The 16,084-nt window shown below is 77.5% G+C and carries 17 protein-coding genes; 11 read left to right on the plus strand and 6 right to left on the minus strand.

The window, feature by feature from the left end; genetic code table 11:
• The first annotated feature begins 8 nt into the window (after positions 1-8).
• The 7 genes from D5H78_RS03720 (at position 9) to D5H78_RS03755 (ending at position 6,875) form a co-directional block, all read left to right on the plus strand.
• Positions 9-875: a PHP domain-containing protein gene (locus D5H78_RS03720; RefSeq protein ID WP_119948983.1), complete on the plus strand. Its 867-nt coding sequence runs from the start codon at positions 9-11 to the stop codon at positions 873-875.
• Complete coding sequence (locus tag D5H78_RS03725; protein ID WP_119948984.1) at positions 872-1,480, plus strand: MarC family protein; 609 nt, start codon at positions 872-874, stop codon at positions 1,478-1,480. Before D5H78_RS03720 ends, D5H78_RS03725 begins: the two co-directional genes overlap by 4 nt.
• A 56-nt stretch (positions 1,481-1,536) precedes the next feature.
• The gene (locus D5H78_RS20420; protein ID WP_165865582.1) at positions 1,537-2,277 is read left to right on the plus strand and encodes a cold-shock protein; all 741 of its coding nucleotides are present in this window, start codon (positions 1,537-1,539) and stop codon (positions 2,275-2,277) included.
• A gap of 38 nt (positions 2,278-2,315) precedes the next feature.
• Positions 2,316-3,740 (plus strand): glycosyltransferase family 39 protein, encoded by a 1,425-nt coding sequence (locus D5H78_RS03740; protein ID WP_119948985.1) that lies wholly within the window; start codon positions 2,316-2,318, stop codon positions 3,738-3,740.
• An 88-nt stretch (positions 3,741-3,828) separates the two neighbouring features.
• On the plus strand, positions 3,829-4,929 hold the full coding sequence (locus tag D5H78_RS03745) for an S-(hydroxymethyl)mycothiol dehydrogenase (RefSeq protein ID WP_119948986.1): 1,101 nt from the start codon (positions 3,829-3,831) through the stop codon (positions 4,927-4,929).
• Entirely contained in the window at positions 4,926-5,555 is a 630-nt protein-coding gene (locus D5H78_RS03750; RefSeq protein ID WP_119949345.1) for an MBL fold metallo-hydrolase, read from the plus strand. Before D5H78_RS03745 ends, D5H78_RS03750 begins: the two co-directional genes overlap by 4 nt.
• A gap of 249 nt (positions 5,556-5,804) precedes the next feature.
• A complete protein-coding gene (locus D5H78_RS03755) occupies positions 5,805-6,875 on the plus strand; it encodes a S1 family peptidase (protein ID WP_425472911.1) in 1,071 nt (356 codons plus the stop codon).
• A 55-nt stretch (positions 6,876-6,930) separates the two neighbouring features.
• On the opposite strand, the gene D5H78_RS03760 is transcribed toward D5H78_RS03755, so the two are convergent.
• Positions 6,931-7,758, minus strand: a complete 828-nt coding sequence (locus D5H78_RS03760; RefSeq protein ID WP_119948988.1) for an oxygenase MpaB family protein — start codon at positions 7,756-7,758, stop codon at positions 6,931-6,933.
• A 59-nt stretch (positions 7,759-7,817) separates the two neighbouring features.
• Between D5H78_RS03760 and D5H78_RS19685 the strand changes: the two genes are divergently transcribed.
• The 3 genes from D5H78_RS19685 to D5H78_RS03775 are packed head-to-tail and all read left to right on the plus strand — an operon-like array spanning position 7,818 to position 10,826.
• The gene (locus D5H78_RS19685) at positions 7,818-8,855 is read left to right on the plus strand and encodes an alpha/beta hydrolase (protein ID WP_119948989.1); all 1,038 of its coding nucleotides are present in this window, start codon (positions 7,818-7,820) and stop codon (positions 8,853-8,855) included.
• Complete coding sequence (locus tag D5H78_RS19690) at positions 8,852-9,556, plus strand: alpha/beta hydrolase-fold protein (protein WP_218566191.1); 705 nt, start codon at positions 8,852-8,854, stop codon at positions 9,554-9,556. The genes D5H78_RS19685 and D5H78_RS19690 overlap by 4 nt, the downstream gene beginning before the upstream one ends.
• Before the next feature lie 19 nt (positions 9,557-9,575).
• On the plus strand, positions 9,576-10,826 hold the full coding sequence (locus tag D5H78_RS03775; protein ID WP_119948990.1) for an ATP-grasp domain-containing protein: 1,251 nt from the start codon (positions 9,576-9,578) through the stop codon (positions 10,824-10,826).
• A gap of 21 nt (positions 10,827-10,847) precedes the next feature.
• Here the strand turns inward: D5H78_RS03775 and D5H78_RS03780 are convergent, their stop codons facing one another.
• Both D5H78_RS03780 and D5H78_RS03785 read right to left on the minus strand, forming a co-directional pair.
• Positions 10,848-11,705, minus strand: a complete 858-nt coding sequence (locus tag D5H78_RS03780) for an alpha/beta fold hydrolase (protein ID WP_119948991.1) — start codon at positions 11,703-11,705, stop codon at positions 10,848-10,850.
• Positions 11,706-11,738: 33 nt separating this feature from the next.
• Positions 11,739-13,448, minus strand: a complete 1,710-nt coding sequence (locus tag D5H78_RS03785; RefSeq protein WP_218566192.1) for a DEAD/DEAH box helicase — start codon at positions 13,446-13,448, stop codon at positions 11,739-11,741.
• Between the two features lie 296 nt (positions 13,449-13,744).
• Between D5H78_RS03785 and D5H78_RS03790 the strand changes: the two genes are divergently transcribed.
• A complete protein-coding gene (locus D5H78_RS03790; protein WP_165865614.1) occupies positions 13,745-14,446 on the plus strand; it encodes a ferritin-like fold-containing protein in 702 nt (233 codons plus the stop codon).
• 102 nt (positions 14,447-14,548) lie between these two features.
• On the opposite strand, the gene D5H78_RS03795 is transcribed toward D5H78_RS03790, so the two are convergent.
• The 3 genes from D5H78_RS03795 to D5H78_RS03805 form a co-directional block, all read right to left on the minus strand.
• Positions 14,549-14,776, minus strand: coding sequence for a DUF3107 domain-containing protein (locus D5H78_RS03795; protein WP_119948993.1), 228 nt, complete (start codon positions 14,774-14,776; stop codon positions 14,549-14,551).
• Between the two features lie 157 nt (positions 14,777-14,933).
• Positions 14,934-15,566, minus strand: coding sequence for a TetR/AcrR family transcriptional regulator (locus D5H78_RS03800; RefSeq protein ID WP_119948994.1), 633 nt, complete (start codon positions 15,564-15,566; stop codon positions 14,934-14,936).
• An 89-nt stretch (positions 15,567-15,655) separates the two neighbouring features.
• Positions 15,656-15,943, minus strand: a complete 288-nt coding sequence (locus D5H78_RS03805; protein WP_119948995.1) for a hypothetical protein — start codon at positions 15,941-15,943, stop codon at positions 15,656-15,658.
• Positions 15,944-16,084 lie beyond the last annotated feature (141 nt).

A 16,084-nucleotide genomic window follows, 5' to 3' on the forward strand; every position in this document is an offset into this window, starting at 1 on the left:
GGCCGCTCGTGCGCATCGACCTCCACACCCACAGCCGGGCCAGCGACGGCACCGACGCCCCGGCCGGGGTCGTCGCCGCCGCGGCCGCCGCGGGGCTCGACGTCGTCGCGCTCACCGACCACGACACCACGTCCGGCTGGGCCGCCGCCGCGGCCGCGCTCGACGCCCTGGCGCGCCCGCTGGTCCTCGTGCCCGGGATGGAGCTCTCCTGCGAGCACGAGGGCACCAGCCTGCACCTGCTCGCGTACCTCGCCGACCCGGCGCACCCGGCCCTCGCGGCCGCCGTCGCGCGGGTGCGCGAGGACCGCGTCCCCCGGGCCCGCGCCATGGTCGAGAGCCTCGCCGCCGCCGGGCTGCCCGTGACCTGGGAGGCCGTGCTCGCCCGCGCCGCCGGGGGCACGGTCGGGCGCCCGCACCTCGCCGACGCGCTCGTGGACGCCGGCGCGGTGCGCGACCGCGACGAGGCCTTCGCCGGGCCGCTCAGCACGCGCAGCCCGCACTTCGTCCGCCACGCCACGCTGCCGGCGCTCGAGGCCGTGCGCCTCGTCGTCGCCGCGGGCGGGGTCCCGGTGCTCGCGCACCCGCGGGCCGGGCGCCGCGGGCGCACGGTGGACGACGCCGCCGTCGCCGCGATGGCGCGCGAGGGCCTGGCCGGGCTCGAGGTCGACCACCGCGACCACGAGCCGGCCGAGCGCGCGCACCTGCGCGGGCTCGCGGCCGACCTCGGGCTGCTCACGACGGGGTCGAGCGACTACCACGGCACCGGCAAGCGCAACCGGATCGGCGAGGAGACCACGCCCCCGGAGGCGTACGAGGCCCTGCTCGACCGCGCGACCGGCGCGGTCCGCCCGCTCACGGCGGGGGCCGCCGCGTGAGCTGGTTCGACACCCGGCTCTTCGGCGAGTCGTTCCTGACCCTGTTCGTGATCATGGACCCGCCGGGGACCATCCCCCTCTTCCTCAGCCTCACCAGCGGGCGGTCCGCCCGGGTGCGCAAGCGCATCGCCGGCCAGGCCGCCTCGGTGGCGCTGCTCGTCATCGTCCTGTTCGCGCTGTTCGGGCAGACGATCCTGTCGTACCTGCACATCTCGCTGCCCGCGCTGAAGTGCGCCGGCGGCCTGCTCCTGCTCCTCGTCGCCCTCGAGCTGCTCACCGGCAAGGCCGACGAGCCGACCGCGACGACCGGCACCAACGTGGCGCTCGTGCCGCTCGGCACGCCGCTGCTCGCCGGGCCGGGCGCCATCGTCGCGACGATGGTGTTCGTGCAGCAGGTCGACGGCTGGGGCGACGCGGTCTCGCTGAGCGCCGGGGTGCTCGCGGTGCACGGGATCCTCTGGCTGACGATGCGCTTCAGCGTCGGCATCATCCGGGTCATCAAGGACTCCGGCGTCCTGCTCATCACGCGCATCTCCGGCCTGCTGCTCTCGGCGATCGCCGTCCAGCTCGTCGCGGACGCCGTCCGGGAGTTCGCGACGGGGTAGCGCGCGGCCGGGACGGGCAGGGGAGCGGGACGTACGCGAGCAGCGAGGGGTCAGCAGTGGCGCAGGGCACGGTCCGGTGGTTCGACGCGGGCAAGGGCTACGGGTTCATCGAGCCCGACGAGGGCGGCGGCGACGTCTTCGTGCACTTCTCGGCGATCGTCGAGGACGGGGGGTTCCGCACCCTCGAGGAGGGCCAGCGGGTCGAGTACGGCTCCTCGACCGGCCCGCGCGGCGGCCCGGTGGCCGAGGACGTGCGCCCGCTCGGCGGCGCGCCGGCCCCGGCCGAGGGGCCGCGCGGACCGGTCGTCACCGGCACGGTCGTCCGGTACGACGCCGACCGCGGCTTCGGCTTCATCCAGGTCGACGACGTCTTCGTGCACGCCAAGGAGGTCCGCGGGCTGCGCGGCGAAGGGCTGCAGGAGGGGGACCGGGTCGAGCTCGAGCTCGTCGAGGGCCCGCGCGGGCCGCAGGCGCTCGACGTCGACCTGCTCCCGCCGCCGCGCCCGAGCGCCGCGGCGCGCCCCGCGCGCGGGCGCCAGCAGCGCCCGGCCCCGGCCCGCGGCGGGTCCGGCGGCGGCGCCGGCGGCGAGGTCGAGGGCACCGTGCAGTGGTTCGACGCCGGCAAGGGCTTCGGCTTCATCACCCCCGACGACGGGGGCGACGACGTGTTCGTCCACGTGTCGCAGGTCGAGGGCGACGACGGCCCGGCGGCGCTCGCCGAGGGCCAGCGGGTGCGCTTCGGCCGCGCCGAGGGCGACCGCGGCCCGACGGCCTCGCGCGTGCGCAGCGCGGACTGAGCCCGGGCGCCCGGCCCGGGCGCTAGGGTCCCGCGGGCATGGGGGACCTCCGGGCCGCGCTGCGCTCGCCGTGGCTGCCGCCCGTCGCGCTGGTGCTCGTGCTGGTGCTGCCCGGCATCGGCGAGCGCGCCCTGTGGCAGGACGAGCTGGCGACGCGTTCGGCGGTCGACCGCTCGCTGCCGGACCTCGTCCTGCTGGCGAGCCACCGCGACGGTGTCGTCGCCGCCTACTACGCGCTGGTGCAGGCGTGGTCGTGGGTGGCGGGCCTCTCGCCGGCCGCCCTGCGGCTGCCGTCCGCGCTCGGGGTCGCGGCCGCGGCGGGCCTCACGGCGCAGGTCGGTGCCCGGCTGGCGGGGCGCCGGGCCGGCCTCCTCGCCGGGCTCGTCCTCGCCGTGCTCCCCGCCGTGGCGCAGTACGGGCAGGAGGCGCGGGCGTACGGCCTGACCATGGCCGCGGGAGCCCTCGCGACGCTGCTGCTCCTGCGCCTCCTCGAGCGGGCGTCGCGGGGCCGCGCGCTCGCGTACGCCGCCTCGGTGCTGGTCCTCGGGTGCCTGCAGCTGACCGCGCTGCTGCTGCTCGCCGGGCACGCCGCGCTGGTCCTCGCCGCGCGCCGGGGCGCCACCGCCGAACCCCCGGCCCGGCGCGCGTGGGCGGCGGCGACCGGGAGCGCGCTGCTCCTCCTGCTGCCCCTCGCCTACGTGGGGTCCCGGCAGAGCGGCGTCGTCGGCGGCCTCGAGCCCCCCGGCTGGCAGGACGTCGCGGACCTGCCGGCCGGGCTCTTCGGCGCCTCGACCGTCGGCGGCGCGGTGCTCGTCCTGGCGGCGCTGAGCGCCCTGCGCCGGGACGTCCGCGGGCCGGCCCTGCTGGCGGCGGCGGCGCTGCCGCCGCTCCTGCTGCTCCTGCTGTCCCAGGTGACGCCGCTCTGGCGCGACCGCTACGCCCTCGTGACCCTGCCCGCCTGGGCGCTGCTGGTCGGCGCCGCGCTGGCCCGGGCGGGGCGCCGGGAGGGCGCCCTGGCCCTCGCCGCCCTGGCGCTGCTGGCGCTGCCCGACCAGGTGGACCTGCGCGGCCCGGTCCGCAGCGGGCAGCCGGACTTCCCGGCCCTCGCCGCGGTCCTGGCCGAGCGAGTGCGCGAGGGCGACGCCGTCGTCGTCCCGACCGCCCGCGGGGCGCGCATGCGCCAGGGGCTGCAGGCCTACCTGCCCCCGGGGGCCTGGCCCGAGGACGTGCTCGTGCGCGAGGGCGCGGTCGAGGCCGGCGAGCTGGACGCGGTGGAGTGCGACCCCGCCACCTGCTTCCCCGACCCGCTGCCCCCGCGCGTCTGGGCCGGGTGCCGCCGGGACTGCCGCGACCCCCTCGCCGCGCTCGAGCCCGAGACGGCCCGGCTGCTGCGGGGGGCGTACGAGGTCGAGCGGACGTGGCGGGCCGGCGCAGGTGCCGTGTCCCTCCTCGTGCTCCGCTGAGCCCCGCGCCCCGGGCCCTGCGCGGCGCGCCCTGTGCCAGGCTGGCCCCCCGGCAGCGAGGGGCAGCGAGTGACGAGGAGGCACGCAGGTGGCAGCAGCGCGGGTGCGCGGGGTGGTGGCGCGGGGCAAGGGGCAGCCGGTCTCGCTCGAGACGGTGCTCGTGCCCGAGCCGGGTCCGGGCGAGGCCCGGGTGCGGGTGCAGGCGTGCGGGGTGTGCCACACGGACCTGCACTACCGCGAGGGCGGCATCAACGACGACTTCCCGTTCCTGCTGGGCCACGAGGCCGCGGGCGTCGTGGAGTCCGTCGGGCCGGACGTCGCGGACCTCGCCGTCGGCGACTACGTGGTGCTCAACTGGCGCGCCGTCTGCGGCCACTGCCGCGCCTGCCTGCGGGGGCGCCCCTGGTACTGCTTCGCCACGCACAACGCCACCCAGCGCATGACGCTCGAGGACGGCACGCCGCTGGCGCCGGCGCTGGGCATCGGCGCCTTCGCCGACCTCACGCTCGTGGCCGCCGGGCAGTGCACGAAGGTCGACGAGCGCGCGCGGCCGGCGGTCGCCGGCCTGCTGGGCTGCGGCGTCATGGCCGGCATCGGTGCGGCGATCAACACCGGCGGGGTGACGCGCGGGGACTCGGTGGCGGTCATCGGGTGCGGCGGCGTGGGCGACGCGGCGATCGCCGGGGCGCGCCTCGCGGGCGCGTCCACGATCGTCGCGGTCGACGTCGACGAGCGGAAGCTGGAGCGGGCCCGGGGCTTCGGCGCCACCCACACGGTCGACGCGCGCGAGCAGGACGTCGTCGAGGCGGTGCAGGGCCTCACCGGGGGCTTCGGCGCCGACGTCGTCATCGAGGCGGTCGGGCGGCCGGAGACGTACCGCCAGGCGTTCTACGCCCGCGACCTCGCCGGCACCGTGGTGCTCGTGGGGGTGCCCACGCCGCAGATGGAGCTCACCCTGCCGCTGCTCGACGTGTTCGGCCGCGGCGGCGCCCTGAAGTCCTCCTGGTACGGCGACTGCCTGCCGTCCCGGGACTTCCCGATGCTCGTCGACCTCTACCTGCAGGGCAGGCTGCCGCTGGACGGCTTCGTCACCGAGGAGGTCGGGATCGGCGACGTCGAGGAGGCGTTCCACCGGATGGAGAGCGGCGACGTGCTCCGCTCGGTCGTGGTCATGGAGGGGCAGGGCTGATGGCGCGCATCGAGCGGGTCGTGACGAGCGGGGTCTTCTCGATCGACGGCGAGGACTTCGACGTCGAGAACAACGTGTGGATCGTCGGCGACGACGAGGAGGTCGTGGTCGTCGACGCCGCGCACGACGCGCAGGCGATCCTCGCCGCCGTCGGCGAGCGGGACGTGCTGGCGGTGGTCTGCACCCACGGGCACAACGACCACATCGGCGCCGCCGTGGAGGTCGCGGAGGCGACGGGCTCGGAGATCGCGCTGCACCCGGCGGACGGGATGTTCTGGGAGCAGGTGCACCCCGACGACGTCCCGGACATCGAGATGGCCGAGGGCGGCTGGTTCGACGTCGCCGGCGTGCGCCTCGACGTGCTGCACACGCCCGGCCACTCGCCCGGGGCGGTCTCGCTGCACGTCCCGGACCTCGAGGTCGTCTTCACCGGCGACACCCTGTTCCAGGGCGGGCCCGGGGCGACGGGGCGCTCGCACTCGGACTTCCCGACGATCCTCGCGTCGATCAAGGAGAAGCTGCTCGTCCTGCCGAACCACACGCGGGTGCTGACCGGGCACGGCGACGAGACGACCATCGGCGCCGAGGCGCCCGACTACGACGCCTGGGTCGCCCGCGGGCACTGAGGGCGGCGGGCCCGGGGCGGGGGAGCGTACGCGCGCCGGCGGGCCAGGGGGAGGGTCGGAGCGGGCAAGACCGGGTCAACACCACATCACCAACTCTTTGCGACCGTACCCTCACAGAAGGTATTGACCCGGGCGCGACGGGCTGGTGAGACTGCGGCCCTCACGGGGAACTCCCACTCACCCTTGGAGCCGCAGATGCGCTCGTCCACCCTGGGCCGCCGCGCCACCCTCCTCGCCGCGGCCTGCGGCATGGCCGCCGCGGGCGCCGTCGGGACGGTCACCACCGCCACGACGGCCGCCGCCACCCCCGCGGGCCCCGCCGCCCCCCGCGCCGCCGCCCCCGCGGCGCAGGCCGCGGCCCCGGCCGAGCTCGCCGCCACCCGCGCGGCCGCGGCGGCCGGCGCCCTCGAGGCCGGCGCCGGGGCCAGCGCCGCGGGCAGCTGGCTCGAGGACGGCCGCGTCGTCGTCGCCGTCACCGACCGCGCCGCCGCGGCCCGGGTCCGCGCCGCGGGCGGGACGGCCCGGCTCGTGGCGCGCAGCGCAGCGCAGCTCGCCGGCGCCCAGCGCCACCTGGACCGGACGGCCGCCGTCCCGGGCACCTCGTGGGCGGTGGACCCGCGCACCAACCGCGTCGTCGTCACCGCCGACGAGAGCGTGCGGGGCGCCGACCTGGCGACGGTGACCGCCGCCGTGCGCGCCCTGCGGGGCGCGGCGGTGCTCGAGCGCACCCCCGGCACGCTGAGCACCACGCTCGCCGGCGGCGAGGCGGTCTACGGCGGTGGCGGGCGCTGCTCCCTCGGCTTCAACGTGCGCAGCGGCTCGACGTACTCGTTCGTCACCGCCGGGCACTGCACGGACCTGGGCAGCACCTGGTACGCGAACTCGGCGCAGACCGCCGTCCTGGGCAGCCGCACCGGCACGAGCTTCCCCGGCGACGACTACGGCATCGTGCGCTACGCGGCCGGCCAGCCCACCGCGCCCGGCTCGGTCTCCCTCTACAACGGCAGCACCCGCGACATCACCGGTGCGGGCACGCCCGTCGTCGGGCAGACCGTCTACCGCAGCGGCAGCACCACCGGCCTCCACAGCGGCACGGTGCAGGCCCTCAACGCGACGGTGAACTACGCCGAGGGCAGCGTCCGCGGGCTCATCCGCACCACGGTCTGCGCCGAGCCCGGCGACAGCGGCGGCGCGCTCTTCGCGGGGAACACCGCCCTGGGGCTCACCTCCGGCGGCAGCGGCGACTGCCGGCGCGGGGGCACGACGTACTTCCAGCCGGTCACCGAGGTGCTCAGCCGCTACGGCGTGAGCGTCTACTGAGCCGACGCCCGACGGCGTCCGCGACCCTGTCCGGGGTGCCGGGCCCGTCGCCGCCTCACGCGAGGCGGCGGCGGGCCTGCGTCAGGTGCGGGCCCTCCCGCAGCGCCGCCGGGAGCGCGAGCAGCGACAACCGCAGCGCGCGCAGCCCCGCCGTCGTGGCCAGGTCGGTCGTCGGCAGGCCGGGCAGGCGGAACATCCGCCGCGCCCAGCCCGGCAGCGCGGAGAACGCGAGGCCGGCCACGCCCGCCCATGCGGGGCGCGCCGGCGTGGCCACCTGCACGAGGGTCGGCATGGGCGGCAGGAGGACGAAGCGCGCCGCCTCCCGGGCCTCCGGGGTCGCCGCCAGCTGCGGTCGCACGTCCCGGAAGTAGTCGGCGAGGTCGGCGCTGCTCGCCGGCACGGGCACCCCGCGCACCCCGACGAGCCGGGCGAGGCGCACCTGCTCGGCCACGTACGCGTCGGCGTCGGCGCCGCCCACCCCGCCGCCGCGGCGGACCGTGGACAGCAGCGAGTCGACCAGGCAGCAGTGCACCCACAGCAGGAGGTCCGCGTCGCTCGCGCGGTAGTCGCGCCCGGTCGTCGGGTCGGTGCCGGCGACGGCGCGGTGGACGCGCCGCACGGCGGCCGCCGCGCGGCGCGCGTCCTCGGTGGTGCCGAAGGAGACCGTGCCGACGTACTCGGCCGTGCGCTGCAGCCGGCCCCAGGGGTCGGACCGGAACGAGGAGTTCTGGGCGACGCCGGCCATGGCGACCGGGTGCAGCGACTGCAGCAGCAGGGCGCGCAGGCCGCCGATGCCGGCGAGCGGGTCGCCGTGGACCCGCCAGGTCACCGACCCGGGCCCGAAGAGCCCCGGGTCGCCCGTACCGTCCCGCTCCGCGCCCACCCGCCCAGCGTCGCACCGCCCGGACCGGGGCGCGCGCCGGGGCGGCTACTGTCGGGCGGGTGAGCAGCAGCCGCCCGGCGGAGCCCCGCGTCGCCGGGCGCACGGCGCACCTGCGGCTCGCCGACCCCGAGGGCCGCTGGCGGTCGGTGCGCCTCTGGCAGGAGGTCGGCCTGCCCGGGAGCCGGCTCGACCTGGCCCCGGCCGACGGCGGGTGGGAGCTCGCCCTCGACCTGCCCGCGGACGTCGACCGGGTCGAGTACCTCTTCGTCGCCACCGGCCCCGACGGCGGGACCGAGCACCTGCTCGACCCCGCGAACCCGCGTCGCGTCGGCGGCGCCTTCGGCGACCACTCCGTCCTCGAGCTGCCCGGGTACGCGCCCCCGCCCTGGCTCGGCGTCGACGCGCCGGAGGGGACCCGCGAGCCCCTCGCCGCCGGGGGCGTCGACGGGCAGCTGTGGGCGTCGGCCGGGCTCGCGGGGGACGCCCCCGCCCCGCTGGTCGTCGCCCACGACGGGCCCGAGTACGACGACCTCGCCGCCCTCACCCGCTGCCTCGCCGGGCTCGGGCGCCCGGTGCGCGCCGCGCTGCTCGCCCCCGGCCCGCGCGACGAGCGCTACTCGGCCGACCCCGCCTACGCCGACCTGCTCGCCGGGGAGGTGCTGCCGGCGCTGCGCGCGCGGGTGCCCGTGACGGGGGTGCTCGGCCTCGGGGCGAGCCTCGGCGGCCTCGCCTGGCTGCACGCCCAGCGCCGCCACCCCGGCGTCGCCGACGCGCTGCTGCTGCAGTCCGCGACGTTCTTCCACCGGCGCCTGGACCCCCAGGAGGCGGGCTTCGCGCGCTTCGGGCGCATCGCGCGCTTCGTCGAGGAGGTGCTCGCCGCGCGCACGGCCCCCCGCCCGGTGCCGACGGTCCTCACCTGCGGGCGCCGGGAGGAGAACCTCGCCAACAACCGCGCGGTCGCGCAGGCGCTGGCCCGCCAGGGGTACGGCGCCCGGCTCGTCGAGGTCGCCGACGTGCACAACTACACCGCCTGGCGCGACGCGCTGCAGCCGCACCTGGGCGCGCTGGTGGCCCGGGTGGCGAGGGCCGCCCCGTGAGCGGGGAGGTGCGCGCGTACGGCCACTGGGGCCGCCCCGTGCTCGCCTTCCCCGCCGAGGACGGGCGCGCGGGGGACTGGGAGGCGCACGGCCTCGTCGACGCCGTGCGCCCGCTGCTCGACGCGGGCCGCTGCAAGCTCTACTGCGTCGACAGCGACGACGGCGCGTCCTGGTCCGACCGCTCGGTGCCCACGGAGGAGCGGGCGCGCCGGCACGACGGCTACGAGGGCTGGCTGCTCGGGCACGTGCTCCCCGGCATCGACGCCGACTGCGGCGGGCCGCAGGAGGTCGTGGCGGTCGGGGTCAGCCTCGGCGCCTTCCACGCGGTCAACCTCGCCCTGCGCCACGCCGACCGGGTGCCGCTGGCGATCGGCCTGTCCGGCAACTACGAGCCGTCGACGTGGCACGGCTGGGGCGAGCGCGGGTTCGCCGCGTTCGTGCACGACCCCTCGGCGTACGTCCCCCAGCTGCACGGGGACCACCTGCGGTGGCTGCAGGAGCGCCTGTCGGTGCTCCTCGTCGTGGGCGAGGGCGCGTTCGAGGTGCACCCGACCCGGGCCCTGCCCTCGACCCGGCACCTCGCGCACCTGCTCGCCGACAGGGGGATCCGCTGCGAGCTCGACGTCTGGGGCCCCGACACCCCGCACGACTGGCCCTCGTGGGCGCGCCAGCTGGCCCACCACCTGCCCCGCTTCTGCTGACGGGGCTAGGGTGCGGCGGGTGAGCGACGTCACGCACCTCGTGGGCCTGCTGCTCGGCACCGAGGACGACTGGCCCACCGCCTTCGAGGCGCTCGTGCGCCGGCTCGGGACGGTGGCGGACGGCTCGGGCGGGCAGCACGCGTACGCGACCGAGCGGGTCACCATCGAGCCCTTCTCGCTGCGCCAGGGCGCCCGGCACGACCTCGTGATCGACCGGCTGGCCTACTGGTACTTCGTGCCGCGGGAGTGGCTGAAGAAGGTCGCCCTCATGGACGACGTCTACCTGCTCAACAGCCCGTTCACCTTCCAGGCCATGGAGAAGCACGCGGCGTACTGCGCCATGATGCGGCTCGGGCTCAAGGTGCCGGAGACGGTCCTGGTGCCGTACAAGAACCCGGTCGACCACCAGAAGTACGTCTACACGGCGGCGCGCTACAACCGCCCCTTCGACCTCGAGGCCGTGGCCGACGGGCTGGGCTACCCGCTGTTCATGAAGCCGTACGACGGCGGAGCCTGGCGCGGGGTGTCGATGGTCCGCGACCGCGACGACCTGCACCGGGCGTACGACGAGTCCGGCGAGATGCTCATGCACCTGCAGCAGGCGGTCACCGGCTACGACGTCTTCGCCCGGTCGCTGTCCATCGGCGCGGAGACGACGGTCATGAAGTTCGACCCGGACCAGCCGATGCACGCGCGCTACTCGGTGGACCACGCTTTCCTCGAGGCCGGCACCGGCGACGAGGTGGTGACCATCGGCCGTACGGTGAACGCCTTCTTCCGCTGGGAGTTCAACTCCTGCGAGACGCTGGTGCGCGGCCGCGACGTGCACCCCATCGACTACGCGAACGCCTGCCCCGACGTCGCCATCACCTCGCTGCACTACTACTTCCCGTGGGCGATGCGGGCCCTGCTCAAGTGGTCGGTCTACTGCACGGTCACCGGCAGGCGCCCCGCCCTGCACGTGGACACGGCGCCGTGGTTCGCCGTCGCCGACCGCGACGACCTGTCGTACGAGGAGAAGCTGCGGGAGTACCGCGCCCTCGCCGACGCCCACTTCGAGGTCGAGCGCTACCAGGACTTCTGCGACAGCCGGCTGCGGCACGTCGACGCGATGGTGCTCGAGTACGTCGAGTCCGCCGACTTCGACGCCCTGCTCGTCGACACCGTGCGCTCCACCTTCCCCGCGCACGAGCACGACCACTTCGTCGCGCACTACCGCGGGCTGCTCGGGCAGTGGGCCCACGACGAGCGGGCCCGGCTGTCGGCCTGAGGCCGGGGCCGTGCCGGGGGCTCAGCCGGCCGAGCCCCAGAAGCCGTAGAGCAGCGCGGCGGTCGCGGCCGGGTTCTCCACCGCGGGGGAGTGCGCGCTGCGCGGCACCACCTCGTAGCGCGCACCGAGGCGCCGGGCCATCTCGGCCTGCTGCGCGTGGGGCCAGGCGTCGTCGGCCTGCCCGTGCGCGACGAGCACGGGGCTGCCGCCGAGCGCGGCGGCGAGCGCGTCGACCCGGTCGGGCTCGGCGAGCAGCTGCTCGCCCATCACCCGCAGCCCCTCCGGGTCGTTGCCGACGAAGCGGCGGCGCAGGAACTCCGCGACCGCCGGCGGCGGCTGCGGCAGCCCGGCCGCCGCGGCGAGCGCGACCGCCTGCTCGTGGATCACCGGCAGGTCGTGCTCCGGCAGCGCCTGCAGGAGCAGGCGCAGCGTCTGGGCGCGCTGCCCGGGGATCGGGCCGGGGCCGCTGCACAGCAGGGTGAGCGAGGCCAGCGCCCCCGCCGGCGCGGCGAGCGCCGCGGAGCGCGCGACGAGCCCGCCGAAGGAGTGCCCGAGCAGGTGCACCCGGCCGCCGAGGTGCTCCACGAGGGCGAGCACGTCCGCGGCGAGCCGGTCGAGCGCGTAGGCCCCCGGCTCGTCCGCGTGCGGCGACTCGTGCTGGCCGAGCTGGTCGACGGCGACCGCCCGCCAGCCCTCGGCCGCGAGCAGGGGCAGCGCGGCGACGAAGTCCTCCTTGCTGCCGGTGAACCCCGGCACGAGCAGCGCCGTGCCGCGTGCCGCGCCCGGGTCCGCGACGAGCCCGGCGCGCCACCCGCCCGGAACGGGCAGGCGCTCGGCGCGCACGGGCTCGGGCAGCTCGACGGACGCGGGGGTGCTCACGCCGCCCAGGCTAGCGAGGCGGGGCCGGGCGGCTCAGGCGGTCGTGCCCGAGCCCGCGGCGTCCGCGCCCTCGGCGCCGGGACCGCTCGCGCCGCCGCCGGCGGCGCCGCCACGGCCGCGCCCGCCGCGACGGCGGCGGCGCCGGGGCGCCTCGCCCTCGCCGGCGGCGTCGGTCGCGGCGGCCGCGTCGGCGTCGGTCGCGTCGAGGGCGTCGAGGGCATCGAGGGCGTCGACGGCGTCGACGGCCTCGCGCGCCGCGACGGGGTCGGCACCCGCCGGCGCCGTCGTCCCGACGGCCCCGGGCGCGCCCTCGGCCGTCGTGCCCTCGCCCTCGACCGGCGCGCCCGCGCGGGTGCGCCGGCGGGTGCGGCTGCGCCGCGGGCGCCGCTCGCGCTCCTCGGTGTCGGTCGGCGCGTCGTCGCGGGACGGCGGGGCCGAGCGGGCCGGCTGGCGGCGGCCGGCGGACTTGCCGGTCTCGCCGAGGTCCTCGACCTCCTCGGCCTCGAGCCCGGCCCGGGTGCGCTGCGCGCGCGGCAGCACGCCGGTCGCGCCCTCGGGGATGTCGAGGTCGGCGTAGAGGTGCGGCGACGTCGAGTACGTCTCCTCCGGCGTCGGCAGCCCGAGGTCGAGCGCCTTGTCGATGAGCGACCAGCGCGGCATGTCGTCCCAGTCGACGAAGGTGACCGCGATGCCCGACGCTCCCGCGCGGCCCGTACGGCCGATGCGGTGCAGGTAGGTCTTCTCGTCCTCGGGGCACTGGAAGTTCACGACGTGCGTCACGTCCTGCACGTCGATGCCGCGCGCGGCGACGTCGGTGGCGACGAGGACGTCGACCTTGCCGTTGCGGAACGCCCGCAGCGCCTGCTCGCGGGCGCCCTGGCCGAGGTCGCCGTGCACCGCGCCCGCGGCGAACCCGCGCGCCACCAGGTCGTCGGCCACCTTCGCCGCGGTGCGCTTGGTGCGGCAGAAGACGATGGTGAGGCCGCGGCCCTCGCCCTGCAGGAGGCGCGCGAGCATCTCGACCTTGTCCATGGCGTGCGCCCGGTAGATGAGCTGGCGCACGCTGCGCACCGTCGCGCCGGCGTCGTCCGGCTCGCTGGCGCGGATGTGCAGCGGCTGGCGCAGGTAGCGCCGCGCGAGGCTCACGACGGCGCCGGGCATCGTCGCGGAGAACAGCATCGTCTGGCGGTTCTGCGGCGTGAGGCCGATGAGGCGCTCGACGTCCGGCAGGAAGCCCAGGTCGAGCATCTCGTCCGCCTCGTCGAGGACGAGGACCTTGACGTGGCTGAGGTCGAGCTTGCGCTGCTGGGCCAGGTCGAGCAGGCGGCCCGGGGTGCCCACGACGACCTCGACGCCCTTCTCGAGCGCCTCCACCTGCGGCTCGTAGGCCCGCCCGCCGTACACGGCGAGCGTGCGGACGCCGCGGCGGCTGCCGGCGAGCTCGAGGTCGCCGGTCACCTGGACGCACAGCTCGCGGGTGGGGACGACGACGAGCGCCTGCGGGCGGCCCGGGGCGGCGAGGTCGTCGAAGTCGGGGTCGCGCGGCGCGACGACGCGCTGCACGACGGGGATGCCGAAGCCCAGCGTCTTGCCGGTGCCGGTCTTGGCCTGGCCGATGATGTCGCTGCCGGCGAGGGCCACGGGCAGCGTCATGGCCTGGATGGGGAAGGGCGAGGTGATGCCCTTGGCCTCCAGCGCCTCCGCGGTGGCGTCGAGGACGCCGAGGTCGCGGAAGGACGTCACCGCGGCGGTCGCGGAGGTCTCGGGCGTGACGGTCGCGATCTGGTCGCTCGTCCCGGTGCTCAGGTCGGTGCTCAGGGGGTGCCTCGTGGGGTGAGGGCGGGGGCCGCTCGCCGGGGGGAGTCCCCGCTCCGGCGGGCCGCACCGCGTGCGGTGGAGCCGATCGGGGCTCCGACCGGGCATCCTGTACGGGCACCAGGGTACCCGCCCGGGGCTAGGGTGCCGCCGTGAGCGAGATCGGCGCGGCGGGCGGCACGGGCGGGACGAGCGGCGGGGGCCCCGGCGGGGAGCCCGCGGGCGTGCCGGAGGCGGTCGAGCCGGCCTTCCCCGAGGGCTGGAGCGACCCCGACTACCACGCCGCGGTCGTCGACCTCCTGGGGCTGCTCGCGCTCACCGAGCTCGTCGCCTTCGAGCGGCTCGCCGACGACGCCGCGCTGGCCCCCACGCTGCCCGACAAGGCCGCGCTGGCGGGCATGGCCGTCGCGGAGTACGGCCACTTCGTGGTCCTGCGGGACCGGCTCGAGGCGATGGGCGTCGACCCCGCGGCGGCGATGGAGCCCTTCGTCGCGCCGGTCGAGGCGTTCCACGAGCGCACCGCGCCGGGCGACTGGCTCGAGGGGCTCGTCAAGGCCTACGTGGGCGACGGCATCGGCATCGACTTCTACCGCGAGATCACGGCGTACGTGGACCCGGCCACCCGGGCCCTCGTCGTCGGGGTGCTCGCGGACACCGGGCACGCGGAGTTCGTCGTGGGCCGGGTGCGCGCCGCGATCGCGGCGGACCCGCGGGTCGCCGGCCGCCTGGCCCTGTGGGGGCGCCGGCTCGTGGGGGAGGCGCTGGGCCAGGCCCAGCGCGTCGCGGCCGAGCGGGACGCGCTGTCCACCCTGCTCGTCGGCGGCGCCGAGCGCCCGGGCGCGGACCTGGCGGAGATGGGCCGGATGCTCGCGCGGCTCACCGAGGCGCACACCCGCCGCATGGCCGCCCTCGGCCTGTCGGCGTAGCGCTGCCCGCCGGCGCAGCGCTGCCCGCCGGCGCAGCGCTGCCCGCCGGCGCAGCGCTGCACCGGCCCCGCGAGCGCGGGCGGCGCAGCGCCGCGCCGCGGGTCACATCGCGCCGAAGCCCACCCGGCGCGCCTCGGGCTCGCCGATCTCGACGTACGCGACCTTGTCGACGGGCACGAGGACGCGCCGGCCCTTCTCGTCGACGAGGTCGATCAGCCCGGTGCCGGACGAGAGCGCGGCGGACACCGCCTCCGCGACCTGCTGCGCGGTCTCGGCGCTCTCGAGGACGACCTCGCGCGCGGCGTTCTGCACGCCGATCTTGACCTCCACTGGTGCCTCTCCCTCGCTCGGTGCCCGGGGCCCGCGGTGCGGCGCCCGGCCTGGCGCCCACGCTACTGGCGGGCCCGTCGCGGCGGCAGGCGGGAGGCGGGCCGGGGCCGTACGCCCGCGGCGAACGGCGCGCCGCCGCCCTCGGCCGGCGCGGCGCTCAGCCGGGCTCGCCGCTGCGCGGGAACCCGCGGATGCCCCGCCAGGCCAGCCGGGCGATGAGCTCCGCGGCCTCGGCGCGGGGCAGCCCGCCCTGCCCGGCCACCCAGTAGCGGGCCGTCACCTGGGCCATCCCGGCCTGGGCCACCCCGAGGAGCATCGACTCCTCCCGGGGGAGCCCCGTGTCCTCCTCGATCACGTCGGCGATGGCCTCGGCGCACTGCTCGGTGACCCGTTCGAGGCGCTCGCGCACGGCGGGCTCGTTGGTGAGGTCGGACTCGAAGACGAGCCGGAACGCCGCGCCCTCGTCCTGCACGAAGCGGAAGTAGCTCTCGATGAGCGCGGCCACCCGCAGCTTGTTCACCGTGGTCGAGGACAGCGCGGCGCGCACCTCGCCCATGAGGGCGCCGATGTGCACGTCGAGCAGCGCGAGGTAGAGCTCGAGCTTGCCCGGGAAGTGCTGGTAGAGCACCGGCTTGCTCACCCCGGCGCGCTCGGCGATGTCGTCCATCGCGGCGGCGTGGTAGCCCTGCGCGACGAAGACCTCCTGCGCGGCCTGGAGCAGCTGCTCGCGCCGCTCGGGGCGCGAGAGCCGCGCGCGCACCCCGGCGTCGGTCCCGGGGGTGCTCGTCACGGCGCTCCTCGTCGGCGGGCGGGGCTTCGGGCGGGGCTGGGGCAGGCTCGGGGCGGTGCCCGCGGTGCGGGGATCCTACGGCGACCCCCTCAGCGGTAGTCCTCCTCGTCCTGGCCGACCTCGGCCCGCTGCTCGGCCACGTCGGCCGGCTCGGCCTCCACGGCCGGGTCGACGGCCCCGGTGGTGCCCGCCCCCGTGGACAGCGCCCCGTCGCCGGCCCCGTCGCCGGCCCCGTCGCCGGCCCCGTCGCCGTCGCCCGGCACGGCGGGCGCCGCCTGCTCGAGCGCGTCCGCCTCCGGCGCGGCGCCGGTGAGGTCGGCGTCCGCGACGCCCGGCACGCCCTGCCCGCTGCTCCCCGACGCGCTGCTCTCCGCCACGGTGCTCCCCTCTGCGCGCGGTCCGTCCGCCGCCGCCCGTACCTGCCCCGACGGGCCGGGGGAATCACCTCAGCGGGCCCGCCGTTGTCCACGGTCGACCGACGCCCACCGCCGGGCGCCCCCTGCCCGGACGCCCACTGC

The organism is Vallicoccus soli, assembly GCF_003594885.1.
In the GTDB taxonomy this organism is placed as follows: Bacteria; Actinomycetota; Actinomycetes; order Motilibacterales; family Motilibacteraceae; genus Vallicoccus; species Vallicoccus soli.